This is a genomic window from Allobosea sp. 2RAB26 (genome assembly GCF_052115465.1).
GTDB lineage: Bacteria > Pseudomonadota > Alphaproteobacteria > Rhizobiales > Beijerinckiaceae > Allobosea.
Map to the genome: position 1 here is coordinate 534,628 of NZ_JBFRGS010000002.1, position 22,788 is coordinate 557,415.

General features: G+C 64.8%; 21 protein-coding genes. 9 read left to right on the forward strand and 12 right to left on the reverse strand.

What is annotated here, in order from left to right:
- Positions 1-30: 30 nt before the first annotated feature.
- Complete coding sequence (locus tag AB4118_RS05630; RefSeq protein ID WP_441488807.1) at positions 31-1,020, reverse strand: LysR family transcriptional regulator; 990 nt, start codon at positions 1,018-1,020, stop codon at positions 31-33.
- A 97-nt stretch (positions 1,021-1,117) separates the two neighbouring features.
- On the opposite strand from AB4118_RS05630, the gene argH reads away from it, so the two are divergent.
- Genes argH through AB4118_RS05650 form a run of 4 tightly spaced genes read left to right on the forward strand, consistent with a single transcriptional unit; the run spans position 1,118 to position 5,051 of the window.
- On the forward strand, positions 1,118-2,533 hold the full coding sequence (gene argH / locus AB4118_RS05635; RefSeq protein ID WP_441488808.1) for an argininosuccinate lyase: 1,416 nt from the start codon (positions 1,118-1,120) through the stop codon (positions 2,531-2,533).
- A complete protein-coding gene (locus AB4118_RS05640) occupies positions 2,530-3,423 on the forward strand; it encodes an amino acid ABC transporter permease (RefSeq protein ID WP_441488809.1) in 894 nt (297 codons plus the stop codon). The genes argH and AB4118_RS05640 overlap by 4 nt, the downstream gene beginning before the upstream one ends.
- Positions 3,420-4,199, forward strand: coding sequence for an amino acid ABC transporter ATP-binding protein (locus AB4118_RS05645; RefSeq protein WP_441488810.1), 780 nt, complete (start codon positions 3,420-3,422; stop codon positions 4,197-4,199). The genes AB4118_RS05640 and AB4118_RS05645 overlap by 4 nt, the downstream gene beginning before the upstream one ends.
- A gap of 21 nt (positions 4,200-4,220) precedes the next feature.
- Positions 4,221-5,051 (forward strand): ABC transporter substrate-binding protein, encoded by an 831-nt coding sequence (locus AB4118_RS05650; RefSeq protein WP_069877090.1) that lies wholly within the window; start codon positions 4,221-4,223, stop codon positions 5,049-5,051.
- Between the two features lie 110 nt (positions 5,052-5,161).
- On the opposite strand, the gene AB4118_RS05655 is transcribed toward AB4118_RS05650, so the two are convergent.
- On the reverse strand, positions 5,162-5,719 hold the full coding sequence (locus AB4118_RS05655; protein ID WP_441488811.1) for a peptidylprolyl isomerase: 558 nt from the start codon (positions 5,717-5,719) through the stop codon (positions 5,162-5,164).
- A 392-nt stretch (positions 5,720-6,111) separates the two neighbouring features.
- On the opposite strand from AB4118_RS05655, the gene gspG reads away from it, so the two are divergent.
- From gspG to AB4118_RS05675, 4 genes are read left to right on the forward strand one after another with little or no spacing between them, the layout of a single operon-like run.
- Entirely contained in the window at positions 6,112-6,771 is a 660-nt protein-coding gene (gene gspG, locus AB4118_RS05660) for a type II secretion system major pseudopilin GspG (RefSeq protein ID WP_441488812.1), read from the forward strand.
- Positions 6,768-7,865: a PilN domain-containing protein gene (locus AB4118_RS05665; protein ID WP_441488813.1), complete on the forward strand. Its 1,098-nt coding sequence runs from the start codon at positions 6,768-6,770 to the stop codon at positions 7,863-7,865. The genes gspG and AB4118_RS05665 overlap by 4 nt, the downstream gene beginning before the upstream one ends.
- 1 nt (position 7,866) lies before the next feature.
- Positions 7,867-8,427: a type II secretion system protein GspM gene (gene gspM, locus AB4118_RS05670; RefSeq protein ID WP_441488814.1), complete on the forward strand. Its 561-nt coding sequence runs from the start codon at positions 7,867-7,869 to the stop codon at positions 8,425-8,427.
- Positions 8,412-8,963, forward strand: coding sequence for a hypothetical protein (locus AB4118_RS05675; protein WP_441488815.1), 552 nt, complete (start codon positions 8,412-8,414; stop codon positions 8,961-8,963). Before gspM ends, AB4118_RS05675 begins: the two co-directional genes overlap by 16 nt.
- A gap of 56 nt (positions 8,964-9,019) precedes the next feature.
- On the opposite strand, the gene AB4118_RS05680 is transcribed toward AB4118_RS05675, so the two are convergent.
- The 10 genes from AB4118_RS05680 to gspD form a co-directional block, all read right to left on the reverse strand.
- Positions 9,020-9,541, reverse strand: coding sequence for a prepilin peptidase (locus tag AB4118_RS05680; protein ID WP_441488816.1), 522 nt, complete (start codon positions 9,539-9,541; stop codon positions 9,020-9,022).
- Between the two features lie 24 nt (positions 9,542-9,565).
- Positions 9,566-10,432, reverse strand: coding sequence for a hypothetical protein (locus AB4118_RS05685; RefSeq protein WP_441488817.1), 867 nt, complete (start codon positions 10,430-10,432; stop codon positions 9,566-9,568).
- A gap of 193 nt (positions 10,433-10,625) precedes the next feature.
- Positions 10,626-11,597: an SCO family protein gene (locus AB4118_RS05690; RefSeq protein WP_441488818.1), complete on the reverse strand. Its 972-nt coding sequence runs from the start codon at positions 11,595-11,597 to the stop codon at positions 10,626-10,628.
- Between the two features lie 67 nt (positions 11,598-11,664).
- Complete coding sequence (locus tag AB4118_RS05695; protein ID WP_441488819.1) at positions 11,665-14,067, reverse strand: multicopper oxidase domain-containing protein; 2,403 nt, start codon at positions 14,065-14,067, stop codon at positions 11,665-11,667.
- Between the two features lie 291 nt (positions 14,068-14,358).
- Complete coding sequence (locus tag AB4118_RS05700) at positions 14,359-14,937, reverse strand: hypothetical protein (protein ID WP_441488820.1); 579 nt, start codon at positions 14,935-14,937, stop codon at positions 14,359-14,361.
- Between the two features lie 50 nt (positions 14,938-14,987).
- A complete protein-coding gene (locus tag AB4118_RS05705) occupies positions 14,988-15,419 on the reverse strand; it encodes a type IV pilus modification PilV family protein (protein WP_441488821.1) in 432 nt (143 codons plus the stop codon).
- Positions 15,400-15,858, reverse strand: coding sequence for a pilus assembly FimT family protein (locus AB4118_RS05710; RefSeq protein WP_441488822.1), 459 nt, complete (start codon positions 15,856-15,858; stop codon positions 15,400-15,402). Before AB4118_RS05710 ends, AB4118_RS05705 begins: the two co-directional genes overlap by 20 nt.
- Positions 15,855-17,075, reverse strand: coding sequence for a type II secretion system F family protein (locus AB4118_RS05715; protein ID WP_441488823.1), 1,221 nt, complete (start codon positions 17,073-17,075; stop codon positions 15,855-15,857). Before AB4118_RS05715 ends, AB4118_RS05710 begins: the two co-directional genes overlap by 4 nt.
- Positions 17,072-18,826 carry a GspE/PulE family protein gene (locus tag AB4118_RS05720; RefSeq protein ID WP_441488824.1) on the reverse strand — a complete coding sequence of 585 codons (1,755 nt, stop codon included), beginning with the start codon at positions 18,824-18,826 and terminating at the stop codon, positions 17,072-17,074. Before AB4118_RS05720 ends, AB4118_RS05715 begins: the two co-directional genes overlap by 4 nt.
- 51 nt (positions 18,827-18,877) lie before the next feature.
- On the reverse strand, positions 18,878-21,151 hold the full coding sequence (gene gspD, locus AB4118_RS05725) for a type II secretion system secretin GspD (protein ID WP_441488825.1): 2,274 nt from the start codon (positions 21,149-21,151) through the stop codon (positions 18,878-18,880).
- Positions 21,152-21,847: 696 nt separating this feature from the next.
- Here gspD and AB4118_RS05730 point away from each other — a divergent pair.
- Positions 21,848-22,540 (forward strand): LuxR C-terminal-related transcriptional regulator, encoded by a 693-nt coding sequence (locus AB4118_RS05730; protein ID WP_441488826.1) that lies wholly within the window; start codon positions 21,848-21,850, stop codon positions 22,538-22,540.
- Positions 22,541-22,788 lie beyond the last annotated feature (248 nt).

Sequence of the window (22,788 nt, forward strand, 5' to 3'; positions counted from 1 at the left end):
CCTGCAGGCCATCGGGGACGGAAGCGCGGCTCAGGACGCGCTGCTGCGTCTTGCCTGCCGGGGCACCGGAGCAGTGCTGGCGGCGACGGCCGACGCATCATTGGCCGCCTTGGCCAGCGTCGCCGCCTCGAAGATCGCCGCCTCCTCGCGCAGCCAGGCGACGAGCGCCTCGAAGCCCGGCCTGTGCTCGGTGTTGGGGCTGAAGGTGAGCCAGCAGCCGGTTGCGCTCTCGAAGCCGAGACCGAGCGGGTTGATCAGGGCGCCCGAAGCCAGTTCCTCCGCCACATAGCAGCGTGGCGCCAGCGCGACGCCGAGCCCCGCCATCGCCGCGCGGATGATCACAGAATAGTAGCCGTAGCGCACGGTATGCGCGGGAACCGCGCCCCGCAGGCCATGCGTCTCGGTGAATTCGGCCCAGAAGGTCGGCATCTGGAAATGCTGAAGCAGGGTCATCTTCTGGATATCGGCCGGACGCTGGAAGCCGCCCATCCGCTCGACCAGCGAGGGGGCGGCCACGAGCGCGACCTGTCGTCCGAAGAGATAATGTGACTCGCGCCCCGGCAGTGGCCCGCTCTGGTGGCCGATGTCGATATCGGGCTCCTCCGTCTCCTCCTCGCTGACGAAATTGGTGAACTGCACGTCAATCTCGGGATGGGCCTGGGCGAAGACCGGAAAGCGCTCCATCAGCCAGCGTTCCCCGGCGATGGCGATCATGTGGAGGCGGATCGGCCGCCCCTGGGCGGCGCGTTCGCTCAGGCGCCGCGCGCCGCGTTCCATCTGCTCGATCGCAGCCTCGGCATAGGGGTTATAGATGGAGCCCGCTTCCGTCAGCTTCAGCCCCTGCGGCGTGCGCTCGAACAGCGTCGTCCCCAGATGCTCCTCGAGCGCCTGGATCTGCTTGGAGACGGCGCTCTGCGTCAGATTGACCGTGACGGCCGCCTTCGCGGTCGAGCCAAGCCGCGCAACCGCGAGGAAAACTCTGAGTCCCGTCGTCGATGGCGGGAGGCGATTGCCGGCCACAATAGCTATTCCTTTTTGGACTACCCTTCGGAGATCGTTTCGTTTGCTGGCTGACGGGTCAAGGGGCAGTCTTTGCAAAAGACCAAAGGGGAGAGCGATGAACCAGACGACACGCCTGTGGGGTGGCCGCTTCCGCAAGCAGCCGGATCCGCGGCTGATGCGGCTTTCGAGCGCCGCCAGCGCCCATGCCCGTCTCGCCCCCCAGGATATCGCCGGCGGCAAGGCCCATGCAGCGGAATTGCTGCGCGCCGGACTGCTCACGGCCGCCGAAATGGAGGCGATCATTGCCGCCCTCGAAGCCATCTCGCAGGAGGTCCAGGCCGGGACCCTGAGCCCGAGCGCCGATGACGAGGATGTCCACACTTTCGTCGAGCGCGTCCTGATCGCCCGGATCGGCGACGCCGGGGCCAAGCTCCGCGCCGGCCGCTCACGCAACGACCAGGCGGCCAACAACCTGAAACTCTATCTGCGCGAGCAGGTTCGCCTGATCGGCGCCATGCTGGTGGAACTGCTGGACGCCATCGCGGCCCAGTCGGACACCCACGCCGCCTCGGTCTGCCCGGGCTTCACGCATCTGCAGAGCGCCCAGCCCGTGACATTCGGCCATTGGCTGATGGCGCATGGCCAGGTTCTCGCCCGCGACGCCTCGCGCCTCCAGGATTGGGAGCGCCGTTCCGGCCAGTCGCCGCTCGGCGCGGCGGCGCTTGCCGGCTCGGCGATCGCGTTGACGCCCGAACTCAGCGCCAAGGCACTGGGCTATGACGCGCCCTGCGAAAACTCGGTCGATGCCGTCGGTGCGCGCGACCATGTCGCGGAATTCCTGTTCGTCGCCGCCATGCTCGCGACCAATCTCTCGCGACTGGCCGAAGAGGTCACGCTCTGGACCTCGCGCCAGTTCGGCTGGGTCACGCTCGACGACGCCTTCGCCACGGGCTCGTCGATCATGCCGCAGAAGAAGAACCCGGATATCGCCGAGATTTCGCGCGGCCGGGCGGCGCGGCTGACCGGCGACCTCGTCACCATGCTCGGCGCGCTCAAGGGCCTGCCGCTCGCCTATAATCGCGACCTCGCGGAGGACAAGCGCGCCGCGTTCGATGCCGTCGACGTGCTGGGCGAAGTGCTGCCGGCCTTCGCCGGACTGATCGCCAGCATGGAAGCGCATCCGCAGGTGATGCGGGCGCAGGCCGGCACCGGCTTCGCGCTGGCGACGGAGGTCGCCGACTATCTCGCGCGCAAGGGCGTGCCCTTTGCCGAAGCTCACGAGATCACCGGGACGTTGGTCCGCTACTGCGAGGAAATGGGGCGCGAGCTCGAACAACTCGAGCCGATCGAGCTCCGCGCCATTGATCCGCGCCTCGGTGAGGATGTAAGGGCCTGTCTCACCCTTGATGCCGCGGTGGCCGCCCGCAGCGGTTTTGGCGGCACCGCGCCAGCGCGCGTCGCCGAGCAGATTAGCCGGTTCCGCATCTGGCTCGCGGATTTTGACGTTTGGACCCGCGGAGCGCAGCGATGACCAGCGCAGTCGGAATTGGAATAGGGCGAGACCTTGCCGGGATCGCCGGGCTGAAGCTCGTGCCGCGCCGCTATTACGGGCGCTGGGTCGCTGCCGCGCTCATCATTCTGGTGTTGGCCTGGGTGATGAAGGCTTTCGCCGAAGGCCAGATCGACTGGAAGGTCGTCGGGCAGTTCTTCACCGCGCCCGCAATCCTGAGCGGGCTCGTCAACACCATCATCATGACGGTCTGCGCCATGGCGCTCGGCATCGCGCTCGGCGTCATCTTCGCCATCATGTACATGTCGCCGAACCCGGTGCTGCGCGGCGTCGCGCTGTTCTACATCTGGTTCTTCCGCGGCACGCCGCTGCTGCTGCAGCTCCTGCTCTGGTTCAACCTCGCGCTGGTCTTCCCGACGATCGGCATCCCCGGCCTGGTCGAGTGGCGCACCATCGACATCATTGGCCCCTTCATGGCGACGCTGCTCGGGCTCGGCATGAACCAGGGCGCCTACACCGCCGAAGTGGTGCGTGGCGGCATTCTCTCCGTCGATGTCGGGCAAACCGAGGCCGCCAAGTCGATCGGCATGACACAACTGACGACGCTGAGGCGGATCGTGCTGCCGCAGGCGATGCGCGTTATCATCCCGCCGGTCGGCAACGAGGTGATCAGCATGGTCAAACTGACCTCGATCGCCAGCGTGATCCAGTTCTCCGAGATCCTGCGCAATGCGCAGACGATCTACTATGCCAATGCCCGCGTCATCGAGCTCCTGATCGTCGCCGCCGGCTGGTACCTGATCGTCGTCACGCTGCTGCAGATCGGCCAGTTCTTCCTGGAGCGCTACTTCTCCAAGGGGCGCGGCGACCGCCGTGCCAAGCCACAGATCGTCGAGGAGGCCGGAGCATGAACGCCTCCCCTGCAAATGCGATCGTCGCCGCCGCCAACGTCACCAAGCGCTTCGGCGACCTGCGCGCGCTGAACAATGTCTCGCTGACCATTGCGCCCGGCACGGTGCAGTGCATCATCGGGCCGTCGGGCTCCGGCAAGAGCACCCTGCTGCGCTGCATCAACCAGCTCGAGAAAATCGACCAGGGCGCGATCTGGGTCGATGGCCAGTTGATCGGCTTTCGCATCAAGGGCGATGAGCTGCATGAACTGAGCGACGCCGAGATCGCGGGCCAGCGCCTCTCGACCGGCATGGTCTTCCAGCGCTTCAACCTGTTCAACCACATGACGGTGCTCGAGAACATCATCGAGGGCCCGGTCACGGTGCTGAGGCGGCCACGTCAGGAGGCGATCGCCGAGGCCGAGAAGCTGCTCGCCCGCGTCGGCCTCTCCGAAAAGCGCAACGCCTACCCGATCGAGCTCTCCGGCGGCCAGCAGCAGCGCATCGCGATCGCCCGCGCGCTGGCGATGAAGCCGAAGCTGATGCTGTTCGACGAGCCGACCTCGGCGCTCGACCCCGAGCTCGTCGGCGAAGTGCTCGCCGTGATGCGCGATCTCGCGGCCAGCGGCATGACGATGATCGTCGTCACGCATGAGCTCGGCTTCGCCCGCGAGGTCGCAACCGATGTCGTCTTCATGGACAAGGGCGAGATCGTCGAGCGCGGCCCGCCCAATGCCGTTCTGGTGGCGCCGCAACAGGCCCGCACGCGCGACTTCATCGCCGCCGTTCTGAAATAATCGGTCAAAAAGGAGAACCCGATGCTTCGTTTCACCCTGGCAGCGACGCTGCTCGCCGCCACCGCGCTGTCCGCCCAGGCCCAGGCCCTGCCGGAGCGCATCAAGACCGCCGGCAAGATCATCATCGCGACCCAGCCGAACTATGCGCCGATCGTCTACAAGGACCCGGCCACCAACACGATGACCGGCTTCGACTACGAGCTCGGCGAGGCCATCGCCAAGGAACTTGGCGTCAAGGCCGAGTGGCAGGAGACCGCCTTCGCCCAGATGCTGCCGTCGCTGCATACCGGCCGCGTCGACATGGTCATGGCCGGCATGAGCGACCTGCCGGCCCGTCGCGAGACTGCCGACTTCATCGACTACATGGTCTCGGGCGCCCAGTTCTACACCGTCACCGCGCTTGCCGGCTCGATCAAGACGCCTGAGGACCTCTGTGGCAAGAGCGTCGGCGCCAGCCGCTCGACTAACTGGCCCCGCCAGATCGGCGAGTGGAGCGAGGCCAATTGCGTCGCCAAGGGCAAGCCCGCGATCAACGTCGTCGGCACCGAGGGTTCGGTCGATGCGCGCACGCAGCTCAAGACGCAGCGCCTGCAGGGCGGTGTCCAGGGCAGCGAGACCATGAGCCACAACCAGAAGCTCGAGCCCAACACTTATGTCCCGCTCGGCACGCCCTTCACCCGTTCGCTGACCGGCATCCCCTTCCCGAAGACCGCCGAAGGCACGCAGCTGCGCGATGCGGTCAAGGGTGCGCTCGATCGTCTCCAAGCGAACGGCACCTATGACGCGCTGATCGCCAAATACGGCCTGCCCAGCAATGTGCTGAAGCCGATCGTGATGAACCAGGGCGAGTAAGCCCCATCAGCCCATGTCCGAGGCCTGCATGGTCAGGTCGGACAACAGTCCACGATCGCCCCGCGAACCCAGTTCGCGGGGCGATCTGCTTTGATGGCAGCATGCCGCGTTCAGGACTGTATCCGGCGCCGTGCGCGCAGGATCCGGATCGGCGTCTCCAGATATTCGACCGGCTCGGCCCGCGCGAAAATCCGCTGAATCGCGTCGCGCCCTGCGATCACCTTGCCGAAGGCCGCAAAGCCCGCCCTGTCCGGGTTGCGGCCGCCGCCTTCATCCAGTTCCGGCTGGTCGCCGACGCAGATGAAGAAGCCATGGCCGCCGGTGCCTGGCGCGAGCCGCGCCAGCGAGAGCGTGCCGTCGAGATGCCGCAGCCCGGTCACCGACGTCGGCTCATGCGGCACGGGCGGAAAGGGTGGCTCGCGCTCGTCGGCGGGCGCCGGCCAGCCCCATTGGATGACCTCGATCTTGTGTACCGTCGCTGGCGGCTGGTTGGCCAGCGTCACGATCCGATAGACCGAGGCATTGTCGAGGAGCCCGCCATCGACATAGGCGAGGAAATTCCGGGTGGTCAGGGGCGCGCGCGCCACGTCGATGGCGAGAAGGAACGCCCCCTCCGGCGTCTCGACCTCGACCTGTACGGGCGCGTCATCGAACATCTGACCTGCCATGGCTCTCTGCCCTGCTGAAATCCCGTCGAGCTGCGTGGGCGCGGCCGGACGACTCAATCCGGGCGCCAGTATCGCGCAGAGGCCTGTCCGCCGGAACCATTGGTCCCGCCGGGTTGGGCGGGCGCTTCATCCGACGTTTCTAGGGTGGCCACGAGGCGAGCTCGTCAGACCAAGGTCCGTTCCAAACCGCTGGCGAGGAGGGATATAATGGAGGACCACGGAAGGGAGCGCTCGACGTGATACGGCGCCTGTTCCTCAAGCATCGAACAGCCTCCGCCGGGCCTGGTCCCGGTGCATCGAGGCGTTTCCCCGGCCCGTGCGCCAGGTTGATCGTCGTGGCGGCGTCCCCGCCATAGACGTCCTCGGACCTGGCTTCGACTGCGGGGAATGGCATGACCAAGATGACAGACAGCATGCGTGCCACCATGCTCGCCAGCGCAGCGAAGCTGCGGCCTGGCTGGCGACCGGAAACGCAATCGGCAAGCATGCCGGCGGCGGTTCAGCTTGCGAGACGCGGGGATCAGCAGGAACCGCATCGCCTCAAGCCCCCGACATCGCAAGGCCTGCTGCACCAGTCATCGCGTGGCATGGTCGCGGCAACCCGCCATCAGCACAAGGGACGGAGCCAGGCCGGCTTCACCCTCGTCGAAGTGCTCGTAGTCCTCAGCATCATCGGCCTGGTCGTCGGCCTGATCGGCCCGCGTGTCGTGGGCTATCTCACCGATGCCAAGGTTTCGACCGCGCGTATCCAGGCGACGACGCTCTCGAACGCGGTGGAATTGTTCTTCATCGACAACGGCCGCTACCCGCTGGAACAGGAGGGGCTCCAGGCGCTGGTCGCCGCACCGTCGAATCTGCGAACCTGGAACGGCCCCTATCTCAAGGGCTCGACTGTTCCGCGCGACCCGTGGGGCAGGCCCTATGGCTATGCCGTGCAGAATGATGGGCGCGGCTTCGCGATCACCATTGCCGGCAATGACCGGCCGGGCGGAGGCGAGGACAGCCTGGCGCAAAGGCAGCTTTCCGCGACACGCGGGAACGTGACCCGATGACCGGCTCCCGTCGGCTGAGCTCCGGGATCGCCTCCCTCGCGGAGTTCTGGGCCAAGGAGCTACGGGCCTCTCTTCCCGATACGCTCCGCAGATGGGCCGCGCCCGACCGCTTCCTGCGGCTCGTCATCGTCCCTGCCGAGGAGCATGTCACCATCACGCTCTTTGCGCCGGATGGCCGGGAGCTGTTTGCCGAGCGCGCGAACTGGGCGCAGTACAGCCGCAGCGTGCTCAACCGCTGCAAGGAGCAGGCGGCCTCCTTCGCACCCAGCAGCCGAATCCGGCTCGTGCTCTCGGCTCCTCAGGCCATCGCCCAGTCGCTCGTCATCCCGCGGCGCGCCCAGACGCGGGCCGAAGGCATCGTTCGGGAGCACATCGCGCGGAAAACACCGCTCAAGCCCGAGGACATCTTTGTCGGCTATGATCTGAGGGGAGCAGCCGCCGGCAAGCTCGAACTGCGCTATCTTCTGCTTCCCCGCGCGGTGCTCGATCAGATGCTGGCGCGCCTTGCCGTCGCTCCCTCCGAGATCGCGACGCTGGAGGGGCCCGCCTTCGAAGGCCTGCCCCCGGTATCCGTCCCATTTGCGCAGAAGCCACACACACCCTCCCCCTGGTTCAAGCGGATCGCCATCGCGCTCGTGCTGCTCACGGTGCTCGGCGCAGTAACCGGGTATCTCGTCCTCGCCTGGCGGCAGGCCCAGCTCCTGAAGAGCATGGAAGCGGAGATTGCCGAGATCTCGGGACCCGCCCAGCAGTCGACGGAAAGCCTCAGATCCGTCTTTGGGCTCGCCGACGACGTCTCGCGGCTGACAGCGCAGCGGAGCATACCTGGCATCGTCCAGGTCTGGGACGAGATGTCCCGCATTCTTCCCGATTCAACCTTCCTGACGGAACTCGAGATCACCGGCGCCAATCTGCGCGCGACCGGCTATTCCGATGCGGCTCCGGCCCTGATCAAACTGCTGGAGGAATCGCCGATCCTGCACAATGCGGCCCTTTCCGGGCCACTGGTCTTCGACCGCGCCACAGGCAAGGAGAACTTCTCGCTCCGCGCCACCCTGCGCAAGGCCCGTCTCCCAACCGAGGAGGGCAAATGAAATGTGGCGACAGATCAAGAGCTGGACCCGTTTCACCGCCTTCATCGCCGCGAACGGATTGATCCTGGCGGGGATCTACCTGTTCGTGATCGACCCCGCGCTCCAGATCCTGAGGGACCAGGAAACCCAGATCACCCAGAACGCCGTCATGATCGAGCATCTTGGCTCGGCTGTCGCGCGCAGGCAGTCGCTATCCGCGCTGCGCCCGGAGGATGTCGACGGGGCCAGGCGGCGCTTTCTCCAGGGTGACACCGAGAGCCTTTCGACGGCCGACCTGCTGACCCGGCTCCGCGAGGTCGCCGATCAGCACGCCGTGAGCTTCAATTCGGTGACGACCTTGCCGCCGCGCAACTGGTCCGGACATCGCATGATCGGAGCGAGGGTCGAGTTCACCGCAGCGACGCCGCGCGTGGCCGAGGTTCTGTCGAGCCTCGAAGACGGTCCCTCGTTTCTCTTCATCCGGAACGCGAAACTGACAGCACCGAGCGAGGCGGAGGCCAGCGACAACAAACTGGGCGTCACGATCGAGATCTATGGGGTGACGCGATGGTCAAAGGGCTGAGCATCGGCGGGGCTGGCCTCGCCAAGGCTGCAGGCTTCGCAGGACTCGCCGCAATGGCGGCCGTCGCCGTGAATTTCGGCTGGCGAAGCCTGGCGGACCCTATCGAGCCTCCGCCCGCTTCGGCGGTGACGAAGGCCGCATCAATCACGAGCGACGCCCTCGCTCCGCCGGCGGAAACGCCGCGCTATCAGCCCGACATGGTGAATGCGAGGCCGCTGTTCTCCTCCAGCAGGCGGCCACCGGCAAGCTTCGTCGCCAGGGCTCCCATGCCCGAGCCGGTCGCGAGCCCGGTCTTTGAGCCACCACCGAGCTATCTGATCGGTGGCGTCGTCGTCTCCTCGGGCTTGAGCAAGGCGCTGCTGCGCCGACAGCTGCGCGAAGCCGGGCGATGGTTCGCCCTGGGCGAAGCGACCGATGAGGGCTGGGTCGTCGCATCGATCAATCCGGAGATGGTGACGCTGGCCCGTGGAGCACGGCAGGTGACGCTGCCGCTCCATGCCCGCGCGCACCGCCAGTCGGCCACGATGACGCGTTGAGCGCTCAGATGGACCGACCTTGCCGAAAACCGCAATCCACTTTTCGGGCCGATGCTTTAGCCGCCGTGCAACCGCCATAACCAGGCATCGATGGTCTCGGCCACCGATGCCCCGGTCAGGATTGCGAAGCCGGTGACAGACACGACACCCACCCCCAGGAACGGGCCGAAGGGCATTGGCTGCCGGGCGTCGAAGCTGGAATCGACGAGGCGGCGCGCCAGCAGGTAGAGCAAGGCCGAGAGCGAAGCCAGGACGAGCGCGATGGCGAGGCCTTCCATGCCGGTCCAGGTCCCTGCGGCGGCTGCGAACTTGACGTCGCCGAGCCCGAGGCCGTCATAGCCGCGATAGGCCCGAAAGGCCCGTTGCACGAGCCAGAGACCACCTCCCCCGAGCGCAGCCCCGGCGAACGCCGAGGCTGGACCGGTGACGCCGAGAAGGAAAGATGCCGCGATCCCGGATATGAAGATCGCCAGGTTGACCGGATCGGGAATGATCATCTGCCGGAGATCGACCGCGGCCGCGTAGCAGATCAGCCCGACGAGAACCGCGAGTGCCGCGAGGTGAGCGAGATCCGGCATGCGCAGGCCCTTACGGACGATGTTTCAGCATGGCGGCAACCGCCCGCCAGCGTCGGTATCCGAACGCGCCGCCCCTTCACGCCATTCGCGGATACGATAGCCCGTGGGCAGGTCCTGCGAGATTTCGACGATGGCGTCGCGCGCAAAGCGCACGCCGGAGCCGGTCAGCGCTTCGCTCCCGATCAGGAAAGCCCTGCCTGCCGTTTCGGAGATGTAGAGGGCCGGCAGATCCCGTCGCGCCACCTCCCGCGACAAGGCGGCGCCCCCCGGCGCCAGGGCCACGAGCAATTGCAGCGGTGCGACGGTGGGGTCGAAGCCGGTGCTGCCGGAATTGACCGTCATCAAGGGAAGCAGCGCCCGGAACAGATCGCGGCTCATACCGGGGATCTGATTGAGCTCGAACACGGACTTCAACGCCCGCACCGAGGACGAACTCCCTGATGCCGCGCTGCCAGTGTCTTGCGAGAGCTCGCGCAACCCCCTGATGTTCCGCACGATCATGGCTGCCGCCTCGCCGTTGGCATTCACGCCGCGGATGAGCGCATCGACCAGTTCCATGTTTGCGGTGTTGAAATCGACCTTGCCGCCCTCGTCCGCGACGGAAATCGCCAATGTCCAGCCGTCGCCCAAGCTGCAGCCCACAGGCGTCCCGTCAGAACCGAAGCGGCCGCTGCGAGCCTTGCCCTGCGAGGTGCCGGAGAGAAGATCGAGAATCGCGATCTTGATGCCGATATTCGCCATGGCCTCGGCGCGGGCATGCTGCGACAGGCTCGCGGCCTCGATGGCGCGATAGCGGGCCGCCACGATGTAGGTCATGAACAGCAGGCCAAGGATCCCGGTCGCCCAGATCACGACGAGCAGCGCAAAACCGCTGTCGCTGCGGCTTTCCACGCAGTCCGCTGGCCTCGGGCTTCCCGCAGGCCGGCTATGGAGATAGCAGCCCGGCCGTGCTCTCATCATCTGCCGCCCGAATCCAAGGCAAGGACCCAGGGACTGTGGCGCTGCCCTCGGGAAATGTCATTCCCAAAGCGAGAATGGTGGTTGCCGGCCATCGGCAGGCAACCACCGGCACGCAGGATGCAGGTCAGTGACGATGCCCCGCAGGGGGGGCCTTCTTGTTCGACGCAGAGACATAGGACATGGCGTCGACATAGGCGATCAGATCCGCCGCATCATTCTTCGACAGTCCCAGCGTCGGCATGCGGATCTTGTAGGCTCCCGCCAGCTCGAGCGCGATCGGGTCCTTCTTCGCCCGCATCTGGTCAGGCTCCATCAGGTAGCTCACGATCCAGTCGCGATCCCGCCGCGCAGTGAGCGCTTGGAGATCGGGGCCGACGCGCTTGCCGCTGCCGATGGTATGGCATGCGGCGCAGGCCTTGATGAACAGGGCTTGGCCAGGCAATCCCGTCGAGGTCGCCGCAATGGGACGCTCGCCGCGCGCGGCAACACCATCTGTTGCGACGGTCTCGGCTTTCCCCATCTGGTTGCGCCAATCTGGATCCATAGACTTGATCGTCATGGCGAGCGTGTTGAGGTCGCTGAAGGCCGAATCCTTGGCCCACTCGCCGGTCACGTCGTTGCCCAGCATGATATCGCTGCGATGTTCGAACACCTTGCGGCTCCGCTCGCCAAGCTTGTGCCGGAGCACCGTGATGTCCGCGGCATTGCCGGTGAGGAAGACCCATCCTGGTCCGGTCTGGAACACCTCCGCATAATTCTTGAGCTTGTCGGGGGTGTCGACTTCCGGCTCGATGCTGATCGAGACGAAGAAGATGCGGCTGCCCACGAGATCGCCGAGCTTGTCCTTCACCTGCGCCAGGCGCGCCGTCATCACAGGGCAGATGTCTCGACAGGTCGTGTAGATGAAGCTGACGACGACGATCTTGTCCTTGATCACGTCATCGTAGAATCGCAGAGTCTTGCCGTCCTGCGTGATGACGGGGACGTTGGGCAGGTACCCTGGCCCCCAGGGCGAGCCACCAGGGGCCGCGATGCTGCCGCCGACACTTCCAAACAGTGCGAGTATGGCGCTGATCGCAAAAAGTCGTCTGAGCATGAACGGCCCCTTTAGTAACGAATGCGGTCTCGACTTCGGCCCACCTTCTCGGGGCGCAGACGCCCGCTCAGGTCTTGGAAGCGACTTTCACCACCCTGGGATCGCCCTCAGGCAGAATTTCGGGCTGCTTCCAGACGACGCCATTGGGTGTCGGGATCGGCGTCATCGTCGGCACATATTGCGGCTGCCCCTTGTAGTTGGGGTCGCCTGGCGGCGGGGTGAGCAGCTGGTAGCGCAGCAGCATCGCGAAATCCTCGTGAACCGTGTTGTGGCAATGGTTCACATAGGCGCCGCCGAACTCACCGAAGCGCACCTGGAATTTCACCCTTCCGGAGGGCCGCAGACGCCAGACATCCTTGCGGACCAGCCGCTCGGTAGCGGGAATGGAGAGGCTCCCCCGGTCCATGGTGACGCCCTCCTCGAAGTGGAGATGGATGGGATGGTCCCAGCCGCCGCCGCCATTGATGAGCGTCCAGTGCTCCACCTCTCCCGGCTTCGGAATGAGGGCGGAGATACGGTTGGCGTTGAGCGTGTGCGCCGCCTGACCGTTGACCTTGATGCTCCAGGGGAAGGCCTTGGTGTCTCCGCAATCGGGTGTGCACTGCCCGTCCGCCCCGAGTGAATCGCCATCCCCCGACCTGCCAAACTCGATCACCCGCTCGCGAACGGGCGCGACGATCGGAATCTGGGTGGTCAGGGTCTTGACCCCAGTTCTCCACTCGGGATCGGCAAAGTTGGCGCTGCGATCCTTGTCGATCGGATTATTGGCATTGTAGACCTTGCCGGGATTGTCGACGCTCTGGACCTGGCTGACGACCCTGAATTCGAGGATTGGACCAACGCAGGGGTCGTCATCCCTGCCTTTGAAGGCCTTGTCCATCGAGACGGCGCCCTTGGGCTTGCGCCCGTCGGTCTGCTCCAGCAGATTCACCAGAAAGACGCTGTCGCCCGGCGCAAAGGCCGAGAAATCGACAACGATGTCGTAGCGCTCCGCAACGCCCTGCTCGTCCAGTTCGGTGAGCAGAATCGGGTTGACCACCAGGTTGCCGTCATTGGCGATGAAGTAGAACGGCACCTTCGTGCCTTGCGAGAACCGCGCGCTTTTGTTCACGCCCAGAGCGAGCTTGATGAAGCGCGACATGGACGCATTCAAGAAGCGGAAGCGGTAGCGCCGCGGCAGCACCTCGAAATGCGGATAATAGGTGCCGTTGACGCAGAGCATGTCGCCAAGGAAGCCGTCGGTGTCGAAGATGTCGAACCGACACTGGCCATCGGTGTCGAAGGCCGGGTTCGAAATGACCATGTTAACGTCGAAGTCGAGATTGCCCCATTTCAGCTGCGTGCCGCTCGGCAATCGAAGATTGATGCCGTCGTCGAGATCCTCCCGCCCGCGGTCGGGCCCGCTGTAGAAATTGCAGACCGCGAACATGCCCTTGTGGACGTTCTCGGCGGTGAAGAAGAAGCGGTGATCGTGGAACCAGAGGCTGCCCTGGATTTCCCGGAAATCTCCGGGAACGGGGACGAGACCATCGCCGTCGTCGGGGCCGGAGCATTTGCGCACATAGTCGCGGTCGCCCGTCGGCCAGAGGCTCGGCATGTCGCGCCGGGCCATGGTTATTCCCCAGTGATAGTCATAGAAAGTGCCGGGGAAGTGGAAGGCGTTGCAGGCGCCATCGCTCTCGGCGCCATTATGCGCGTTGTGGAAATGGATCGAGACCTCGTTCCGGCCAAAGCCGCCATTGGCCGCCCGGTCGACCGGGAGATCATTGTACATCCGAGTGAGGACCGGTTCGCCATAGCGCGCCTTGATCAGGATCGGCATGCCGAGACCGTTGCGTGTGCCGGCCATATTGCCCGCCTGTCCTGGCTGCCGAGGGCCAAAGCTCCACATCGCGTTCGGGTTCTGGTCAGGCATGCCGTCGCAGAACTTGTTGCCCACTCGAGCCTGCCCTAGCGACAGCAGATAGCCCTGCTTCGGATAGAGTTCCTCCCAGCGCTGATGGGCGAAGAACTCGCCTGGCGGACGCCCTTCCATGGGTCCGACTCCGGTCACCGGATTGCGGTAGGCAGCGCCACGGGAATTGCTGAAATCGGTGTGATACGAGAAATTCTTGGCAGGCGGCTCCTGGCCTCCTGAGGCGAACTGCCAGGCGGCATCACCATTGGGCATGCGCAGAAGCGGCACCGGCTTCTGGACTTCGGGCCGCCGCATGGCGTCGTGATACCTGACCGCGCCAAAGGTGGGGCTGCGTGGCGCCCCGGTCGGGACCTGAGCATAGGCGCTCTTGGCGAAGGGACTGAGCCCGTTCTTCGCGATCAGCAACCCGCCGGCAGTGAAGAAGCCCCAGCGCAGCAGGTCGCGTTTGGTGATTTCGCCCAGCGAGAGGGCTTTGACGATCTCGAGCCGGTTCTCGAGGGCTCGCTGAGCTTCTCTCAACCGGATGCCAGTGGTTTCGCGTGGAAGATACACGACCGCCTCCCCCGAGCTGAAAACGTGCAAAATATCGCAGGAATTCTAGTTTTCAGGAGGAAGCAACTGAAGGGGCGAAGGTCGGTCCGCGCATGGAACCAAAGTCCGTGACCTTGGTCGTAGTCCCCTCTTCTCTCGCGTAAATGCTATCACAGCGAGACGGTTCTACAGAACCGTCAGATTGCCAAACCGCTCACGACGCAGAATTAAATCAAAAAAATAAAAATCAGACCTACAACATATATGAATATCGCAACAAGTTCTTTCGATAATAATACAAATACAATTATATCACTCTGTAAAAATAGGAAAATTTAACTCAAAATCCTCAAATCTACGCTCGACGATAACCCTGACACGTAGGCTGACAAGACGCGGCAGCCGCTCGGAATTTCTCCATTCATCATGCCAACGCCCGGGGGAACCCTCTTCCCGCGAGCCGAAATAGCTGAATGTTGCCGAAGCCACGCCGCGTGCAAGGACCTCTCCCGTGTTCTGGGCCGACAACGCGCCGGCACCAATCGACATGAGCGATGAGCCGAAAACCAGGGCGCCGGCGCCCTGGGCACCTGTGTTCTCACTCGCAATCGTGATCGCAAGTATTCCCCCTGGCTGTGCGTCTCCGTTGCTCAAGGTGACGAAAGACACCCTGTCGGCGAGACCTTCGAACATCACCAGCGGCCGCTCCGTCGCACGCGGCTGAATGAGGGGCAGCGCACCGGCCAGCCAGCCGGAGATTGCGGCAGCCCCGATGGCGATCTCGGCGCCGCGGTCGCGCAGCCGCCCAGCCTCGGCGACCCTGCTCGCAAAACCCAGCATCAGGGCAAAGAGCCCGAGCGTCAGGGAGAGCAGGATCAGCCCGACCAGCACCTCGAGAAGGATGAAGCCACCGGTCCGGGCTCCGGAAGGTGTGCTTCTCATCATGGCCCTGACCTTGGCGCGATTTCGAGGGACGACAAGGTCACCGAGCGAGTGCCATTGCTGGCGGGGTCGGAGACTGTAACATCGACCCACAGGCTCTCGACCTGCCGGTTCTCGCCCAGCCTGACCGAGCCGTAGCTGCGCACGACGGCGCGCCATTCATAACCATTGTCGAACCTCGCAGCCGTCGCTCCCGGCCTCAAGGGGAAGTCCTGTCCGGCCGACGCCAATTTGCTCTTGGCGAGCAGCGTCCCGAAAGTGAGGAAGCTCGCCTGACGGTCGCCACGCATCGCGACGGCAAACGCCGTCAGGAGGGCGGCCAGGACGACCACCAGGATCGCGAAGGCGACCAGGAACTCGAGCAGCGTATAGCCGGCCTCGCCGCCGCCGCTCAGGCCCCTGCGCCTGGCGCTATTGATCGAGCGTGACATGGCCGGTGGCCCAACTGACCCGCACGCGCGCGGCGACCTGGCTCAGCTGCAAATGGATGTCGCCGCCGGTCGAACGCCCGCTCGGCAGAAAGCGGATACCGCCGACACTGGAGGAGCGGCGCTCCGCCTCGGCCAGCGCCATGTCGATGCTGGTATGGGGCGCCATCTGCGTTTCCCCGATCACGGGTGAGGCGTAGATACGCCGGTCCGCATCGATCAGGAACAGCATGTCCCGGCTCTGCGCCATGGCGGCAGCGCGCGTGACCCGGAGTGCAGCCGCCAGGCGGGTCGCGTCAGCCGTCACCTGTGCCTGCGACGGCGTACGCCTGAGCAGAGGCGCCGCCATGGTCACCGCAAGGCTCAGGATGGCGATGCAGATCAGCACCTCGATGAGCGTGAAGCCCGCATTGGCAGGGATGGCGCGCCGTGTCCTGGTCATCGCAATGCCAGTTCATTGATCGAGAGCACGGCTCCCATCACCGAAAAGATGATGACCGCGATCATGCCTGCAACGAAAATCGTGATGACCGGGGTCAGCGCCGCGAGCGCGCGGGAGGTCCGGACCTGTTCCTGGCGCTCGAGGATCACGGCCGCGCGCAGCAGCATGTCCTGCAAACGGCCGCTTTCTTCGCCGACCGTGATCATCTGCTGAGCTACAGAGGGCAGCGCCTCGGCTGCCGAGACCGCCTCGCCGATGCTGACGCCTGCCCGAACATCCGTGACGGCCCGGTCAAGCCGCTCGCGCGTATGCTGGTTCCTGACGAGGGGACAGGAGGCCTGAAGCGCCTGCAGCGGCGGGACACCGGCCTTGACCAGGGTCGCAAGCGTGCGCATGAAGCGCCCCGCCTCGCGGAGTTCCGCAATGCGCCCGATGACGGGGAGAGACAGGTAGAGTCTGTCCAGCTTGATCCGAAGCGCAGTACTCCGCCGGGCCGCGAGGATGCCCAACCCACCGATGACCAGTATCGCGGCGGCAAGGCCCAGGATCCACGCCCCGTTCTGCCGAACCGCTTCCATGGCCGCCAGGACCGTGGGTAGCGGCATGCCGTTCTCCAGGAAGAGCGGCGTCACCGCCGGGACCAGCAATCCCAGAACGATCGAGATCGACACCGCGGCAAGGCAGACCAGGAGGGCCGGATAGGCCATGGCGGAGCGAATCCGGCTCCTGATCTCGACCCGCCGGTCAAGCAGTTCGGCCAGTTCCTGCATGGCGCCGCCGAGATCGGCGCCGACATCGCCCGCCTGAACGATGCGGATATATTCGGGCCGGAAGCGGCCCGGCATTCCCTCCATGATCTCCGCAAGCATCGAGCCCTGCTGAACCCCTTCCATCAACTGAAGCGCGAGGGCCCGCATCCGCGGCTCTTCCGTGGTCGTCGAGGCGATGCGCAAGACGGTGTCGAGCGGCAAGCCGGCCTGCAGGAGCACAGCAAGATCGCGAGCCAGGCGCGCGAGTTGCGCGTCGTTGACCCGCCGCGAGCCGCGCTCCAGGCTGATCTCGCGAAACAGGAAATCCCCTCCCCCCGAGGCCCGAACCTCGTAGGGGGTGACACCGCGAGCGCGAATGATGTCTCGCGCCTCGTCGGTCGACGCGGCTTCGACATCATCCTCGATGAGGTTTCCCGCCCCATCGAATGCCTCGAAGTGGAACCTCATGGCTGCTCCACCGTCAGCGCGGTCGTCACGCGCAGCACTTCCTCGACCGTCGTCAGACCCCGCCAGGCCTTGGCGACGCCGTCCTCATACATCGATCCGCCGCCAGCCCTGCGCGCCATGCGTTCGATCTCGATCGCGGGCAGGCGCTGCAGGATCACCCGCTGCACGCTATCGTCGACGACCAGCAGCTCCGCGATCGACAGCTGGCCGCGGAACCCGCTGAAGCCGCATTTCTCGCAGCCATGGGGCCGCAGCAGTTTCGCGGGGCCGAGTTGGCGAAGTGCCGGAACCGTTTCAGTCAGCTGCTCCGAGATCTCGTGCGCGACCTCGTGCGGCTCTGCGCAGGAGGTGCACAAGCGCCGCACCAGCCGCTGGGCCATGATCCCGCGCAAGGTCGAGCCGAGCAGGAAATGCTCGATCCCCATGTCGATCAGGCGCGTCACCGTCTCGGCGGCGCTGTTGGTGTGCAAGGTCGAGAAGACGAGATGGCCGGTCAGCGACGCCTGCACCGCGATCCGGGCGGTCTCCGTGTCACGGATCTCGCCGATCATGATCATGTTGGGGTGATGCCGCAGGATAGCCCGCAGGCAGGCCGGGAAATCGAGGTTGATGGTCTGCTGGACCTGCACCTGGCTGATGCCCGCGAGCTGATATTCGATCGGGTCCTCCACGGTGAAGATCTTCACCGTCGGGCGATTGACGTGTTTCAGCATGGTGTAGAGCGTCGTCGTCTTGCCGCTGCCGGTCGGCCCCGTGAGGAGGATGATGCCGTTCGGCTGCTCCATGACCTTGTGCAGCACCGCGATCTGGGCCGGCTCGAAGCCGAGGCTCGAAAAGTCGAGCTTGACCCGGCTGCGGTCGAGCACGCGCATCGTGACCGTCTCACCGTCGATGGTGGGGATGGTGGCGACGCGGAAATCGATATCATTGCCGCGGATCGCAAGCTTGATGCGCCCGTCCTGCGGCAGGCGGCGCTCGGCAATGTCGAGCCTCGCCAGGATCTTGATGCGCGAGATGACGGCGGCCCGCAGCCGCGCAGGCACCTCTTCGGTGACGCGCAGCATCCCGTCGATCCGGTACCGGACGGAGAGCCCGTTCCCGATCGGTTCGACATAGATATCCGAGGCGCGGGCATCGACGGCGGCGGAAATGATCTGGTTGACGAGGCGGATCACCGGCGCCTCGCTGGCGCTGTCGCGCAGCCGCTGCAGGTCGTGCTCGCTGGGATCCTCGCCCGCATGAACAGGCGCCGCCAGCGTCTCAGCAGAGCTCATTTCGCCATAGAGCACCGCGGCAAGACGCTCGAACTCGGCAAGCGTGATGACCTCGTGGCGGATCGCGTGGTCGACGACGAAGCGCACCGAATCCAGCGGCATCTGGTCAAGCGGGTCGACGACGGCAAGCGTCAGCGTGCCCGCTTCCAGGCGGATCGGGAGAATCCGGTTCTGGATCACGAAGGAAGGCGGCAGCTTGTCGGTGAGAAGCGGTTGCAGGCTCTCATCCCCCGGCGCGAAGAGCGGGAGCCCGAGATAGCGCGCGAGGCTGAGCGCGAGATCCGCCTCGGACATGATGCCGAGCTTGGCGAGAACGAGGTCGAAGCGATCTCCGGCGGTCACGGCGGCGCGTTGCGCGCGGCCTATCGATGTCGCGTCGAGAAGCCCCTGCGACAGCAGGAAGGCTCCGAATTTATCCGAGAACGATCGGCTATGCGGATCGTTCTCTGACAGTGCGGTTCGAGCGTGCTCGGTCATGCTCCCTCCATGGGAAGCTCAGTGCCGGAGATCGCCCTGATGATCTCCGTGTCATCGTAGCACGCGCTTGGCGTTCTGGATCACGACGCGGCCGGGATTGCGGGTCGGGGCAAAGGCCTCGACTTTGCGCCGGTACTCGTCGGTGACCGCCTTCGCCTCGTTCAGATCCCGCACGACGCGCGGCGTCAGCATGATGACGAGCTCGGTCTTCTCGACCAGATCCTGCTTGTCCTTGAACGCATTGCCGAACAGGGGGATATCGCCAAGGACCGGAACCTGCGTCGCCACCCGCGATGTCCTGTCCTGGATCAGGCCGCCCAGGGTGATGCCCTCCCCGTCGTTGACGACAACGGTGGTGCGCACCCGCCGGCGCCCGAATGTGGGCGAGTCGATGCCGGAGGTGGTGGTTCGCTGCACGGTCGAGACCTCCTGCTCGATATCGAGCAGGACGCGGCCGGACTCGTTGATCCGCGGGGTGATATTGAGGATCACGCCCGTATCCTTGTAGGAGACCGAGTTCACGACCGGGGCTCCGGGCGTCAGCACGCTCACCGCCGACTGGGTCGTGATCGGCACCTGATCGCCGATCTGCAGGGTTGCAGTCTTCTTGTCGACGACCATCAGGCTCGGCGAAGCGAGCACGTTGACCCGCCCGACCTGGGCGAGCGCATTGATCGTGACGTTGGCCTGGGCTGCCCTGAAAACGTAGGAAAAGCCCGGGAACGCGGCGCTGATGGCCCCGTCGATCGCATTGGTGAAGGTGCCCGTCTGATTGCCACGCTGGTTCTGGAGGAACCAGCGGACGCCGAATTTGAGGTCGTCGTTCAGCGTCACCTCGGCGATCGTCGCCTCGATCAGGACCTGATTGGGAACGATGTCGAGATTGGCGATGACCCGGGCCACCCGCTTGAAGTCTTCCTGGGAGGCGAGGATCAGAAGCGCATTCTGCGCCGGGTCGGCCACGACCTTGATCCGCGGCTCGCCGCCCGGCCCACCCGCTCCGAACCCCGTCGAAGCCGTTTCGGCGGCAGCGCCATTCTCCTGGCCTCCCGTGGCCAAGGTCGCACCGCCAATGGGCAGGCCCGAGAACATGTCGAAGCTGCGGCGTGCTGCGCCGCCCCCAAAGGCGCCCGAGAAGCGGTCACCGCCCGCGCCGCCACCTGAGAATCCCGTGGCCTGGGCCAGCTGGCCCGGCACAGCCGCGGCATCCGGCTCGGAGCTACGCACCCTCTGCCCGCCGCGTCTGCCTGCATCTCCGCCGCCTGTAACCTCATTGGCGAAGATCGAATTCAGGACCTCCACGAGTTCCTTGGCCTGCCGGTTGCGGAGCACGTAGCTGTGGATTTCCCGCTGTGGCCCGGCAGCCTGATCGTCGAGGCGGCGAACCCATTGCTGGGCCTCACGCAGATATTGCGGCTGCCTCGCCATGATCAGGATGGACTTGAGCTTCGCGTTCGGCACCAGTTGGACCATGCCGCTCATCGCGCCTTCGGCATTCGATGAGAAGATGCGGTTGACCCCATCGACAATGGCATCGGGTTCGCCGCCTCGCACAGGGACGAGCGCGAACGACATACCCTTCATCGCGTTGACGTCGAAGACTGAAATGGCCTCCTCGATGGAGCTCATTTCCTGGGCGGTGCCCGAGATCAGCAGCGCATTGCGCGATGTGTCGACCCGCACCACCCCGCCGAACGACACGATCGGCTCGAGGATGCGCTTCATTTCCGTCGCCGCGATGTACCTCATCGGCACCACCTTGACCGAGTTCCCGATCTGCTGGCCACCACCATCCGAACCGCCGAGCCTAGCTCCCATCGCCGCTTGATCGGCCGTCACCACCCGATAGATGTTGCCGTTCTGAACGATCGCGGCGCCGACGGTCCGCAGGGACGCCTCGAAGAGTTCAGCGATGCCGGCACTGTCGACCGGCCTCGTCGTCTGAATCGTGATCCGGCCCTCGATCTTCGGATCGACAGTGAAGCTCGTCTTGAAGATATCACCCAACACGGCCTTCGCGCCTTCGGTCACCGAGGCATCGACGAGATTGAGTGTATAGGTCTGCCCCCCGGACGCCCGCGGAAGAGCGCTCGGCATCCGCGACTGGTCGGGATTGCCGGTGAACTCTCCCCCCGAAAAGACCTTGGCGGCCTGCGCCGGCCCGGCGCCACTCGGGTCCGGCAGGCTCGCATAGGGTCCGAAGGGGCGGCTCTTGCCGTCATCGTCGACCGAACGTGTCGAGTGAGTGGCGTTGACCTGCTTCTCGAAGGAGACGATTCCGGATTCCTGGCAGGCGCTCAACAGCAGCGCCCCAAGCAGAGCCAACGCAATGCATCTGGGGCTTTTAGAGAGGGGCGGCTTCCTGCCATCTACGGATGTACGAGCCATGTCCCGCCAACTACTGATAATGAGGTAGGCAACGCTTTGCTGGTACGCCCCGCGAGTTTGGCGAACGATTCGTTCGATTCCAATTAAATTCGATCGGGCGTGATCTTATTCCTTGGATAATAAGCGTCTGCGCAACAGTGCCCCCGAGCCGTATTCATGGGCTCTTCGGCCGATTTCCCTGCAGGCAACGCACGCCAAGCACGCGAAGACAAATATGAGACAGTAACCGGGAATCCGCAGTAGAAGAGATGACCGGACGAAACCTCGGCTCGCCGACGCATTGGCAACTCCGACGGCCGGACTGGACTGCAGCCGCGACGGCAGGCTTGCATCGTCTTCTGCAGGCTGAAACGTCGCTTCGTGGGGCCGCTGCCACATGGTACTCTGCAGGCTGGTCATGCAGATGGGCGCGTGCAGGGCCAGATTGCGGAGCAAACTCCTTGAGAGACCGCCCTTCGCCGCCAATCCTCCCAACAACAAGACGGCGTGAAATTCAGCTCCACGCTTCGATCATTCGAACGATCATGCGCAGAGACGCCCATTCATTCGCCCCCAAAATCCAGACAAAATTCTCAACACTCAAATATTCATAGACACAAAAATTGATTTCTCCGCAGCCTCAGGGGAACATCAATGGCCGAATACAGAATATCCATCATCGACAACCACCCTCTTCTCCTGGAGGGCATGGCTGCGCTCGTCCGGCGCAAACCCGGCCTGGCATTGAGCGCGATGGGCTCCACTGTCGGGCACATCCGCTCCATCGCCGCCGATCACCGCCCCGATGCGATGATCCTCGACTTCAATATGCCCGGAGACGCCTTCCGCGCGCTTCTGGAAGTTCTCTCGGGCTGGCCAGCAATGAAGGTCCTGGTCTTCACCGCCTCGACCGATACCAATCTCGCCATCGCGCTTCTTGATGCGGGTGTCAGCGGCTTCGTGCTGAAATCAAGCTCGACGGATGAACTCTGTACGGCGATCGATGCAATACGCCGCGACGAGGTGTTCATTTCCCCCTCATTCGCAGCCCGGATCATCGGCGCCCTGAAACACAAGCCCGTCAACACGCGACCGGCGCCCATGCCGAACTTCAGTGCCCGGGAACATCAGATCGTCAGGCTGCTTTCCAGCGGCAAGCGAAACAGGGAGATCGCAAGCGCCCTGTCGCTGAGCGAAAGGACCGTGAAGGGCTACATGACGCTGCTGATGCAAAAGCTCCACGCCCGCAATCGCCTGGAGGCCGTCATTGCCGTGCAAGGTCTCAGCCAGGCAGCTGCACTGCGTGGCGATATCGAGAATGACACCCTGTCAGGGCCGTTCGGTTAGAAGCAGGCTTGGCAAGGCGCCTTGCCCTGATGGGATCGTGGCCACGGGCCACGCCTGTCTGAAGCATTGCCACGCCCCTCCCCTCGTGTCGGCTCCGTTTCACCTCTCCTTGAAGATCCTGTTGGCGTGGTCGGCGAAGGGTTTCGTCAGGAACGAGAGCGCGGTGCGTTCCTCGGTGGTGATGAAGACCTCGACCGGCATTCCGGGCTGGAGCTTGCGGTCGCCGAGGGCGGCGACGAGATCGCCGT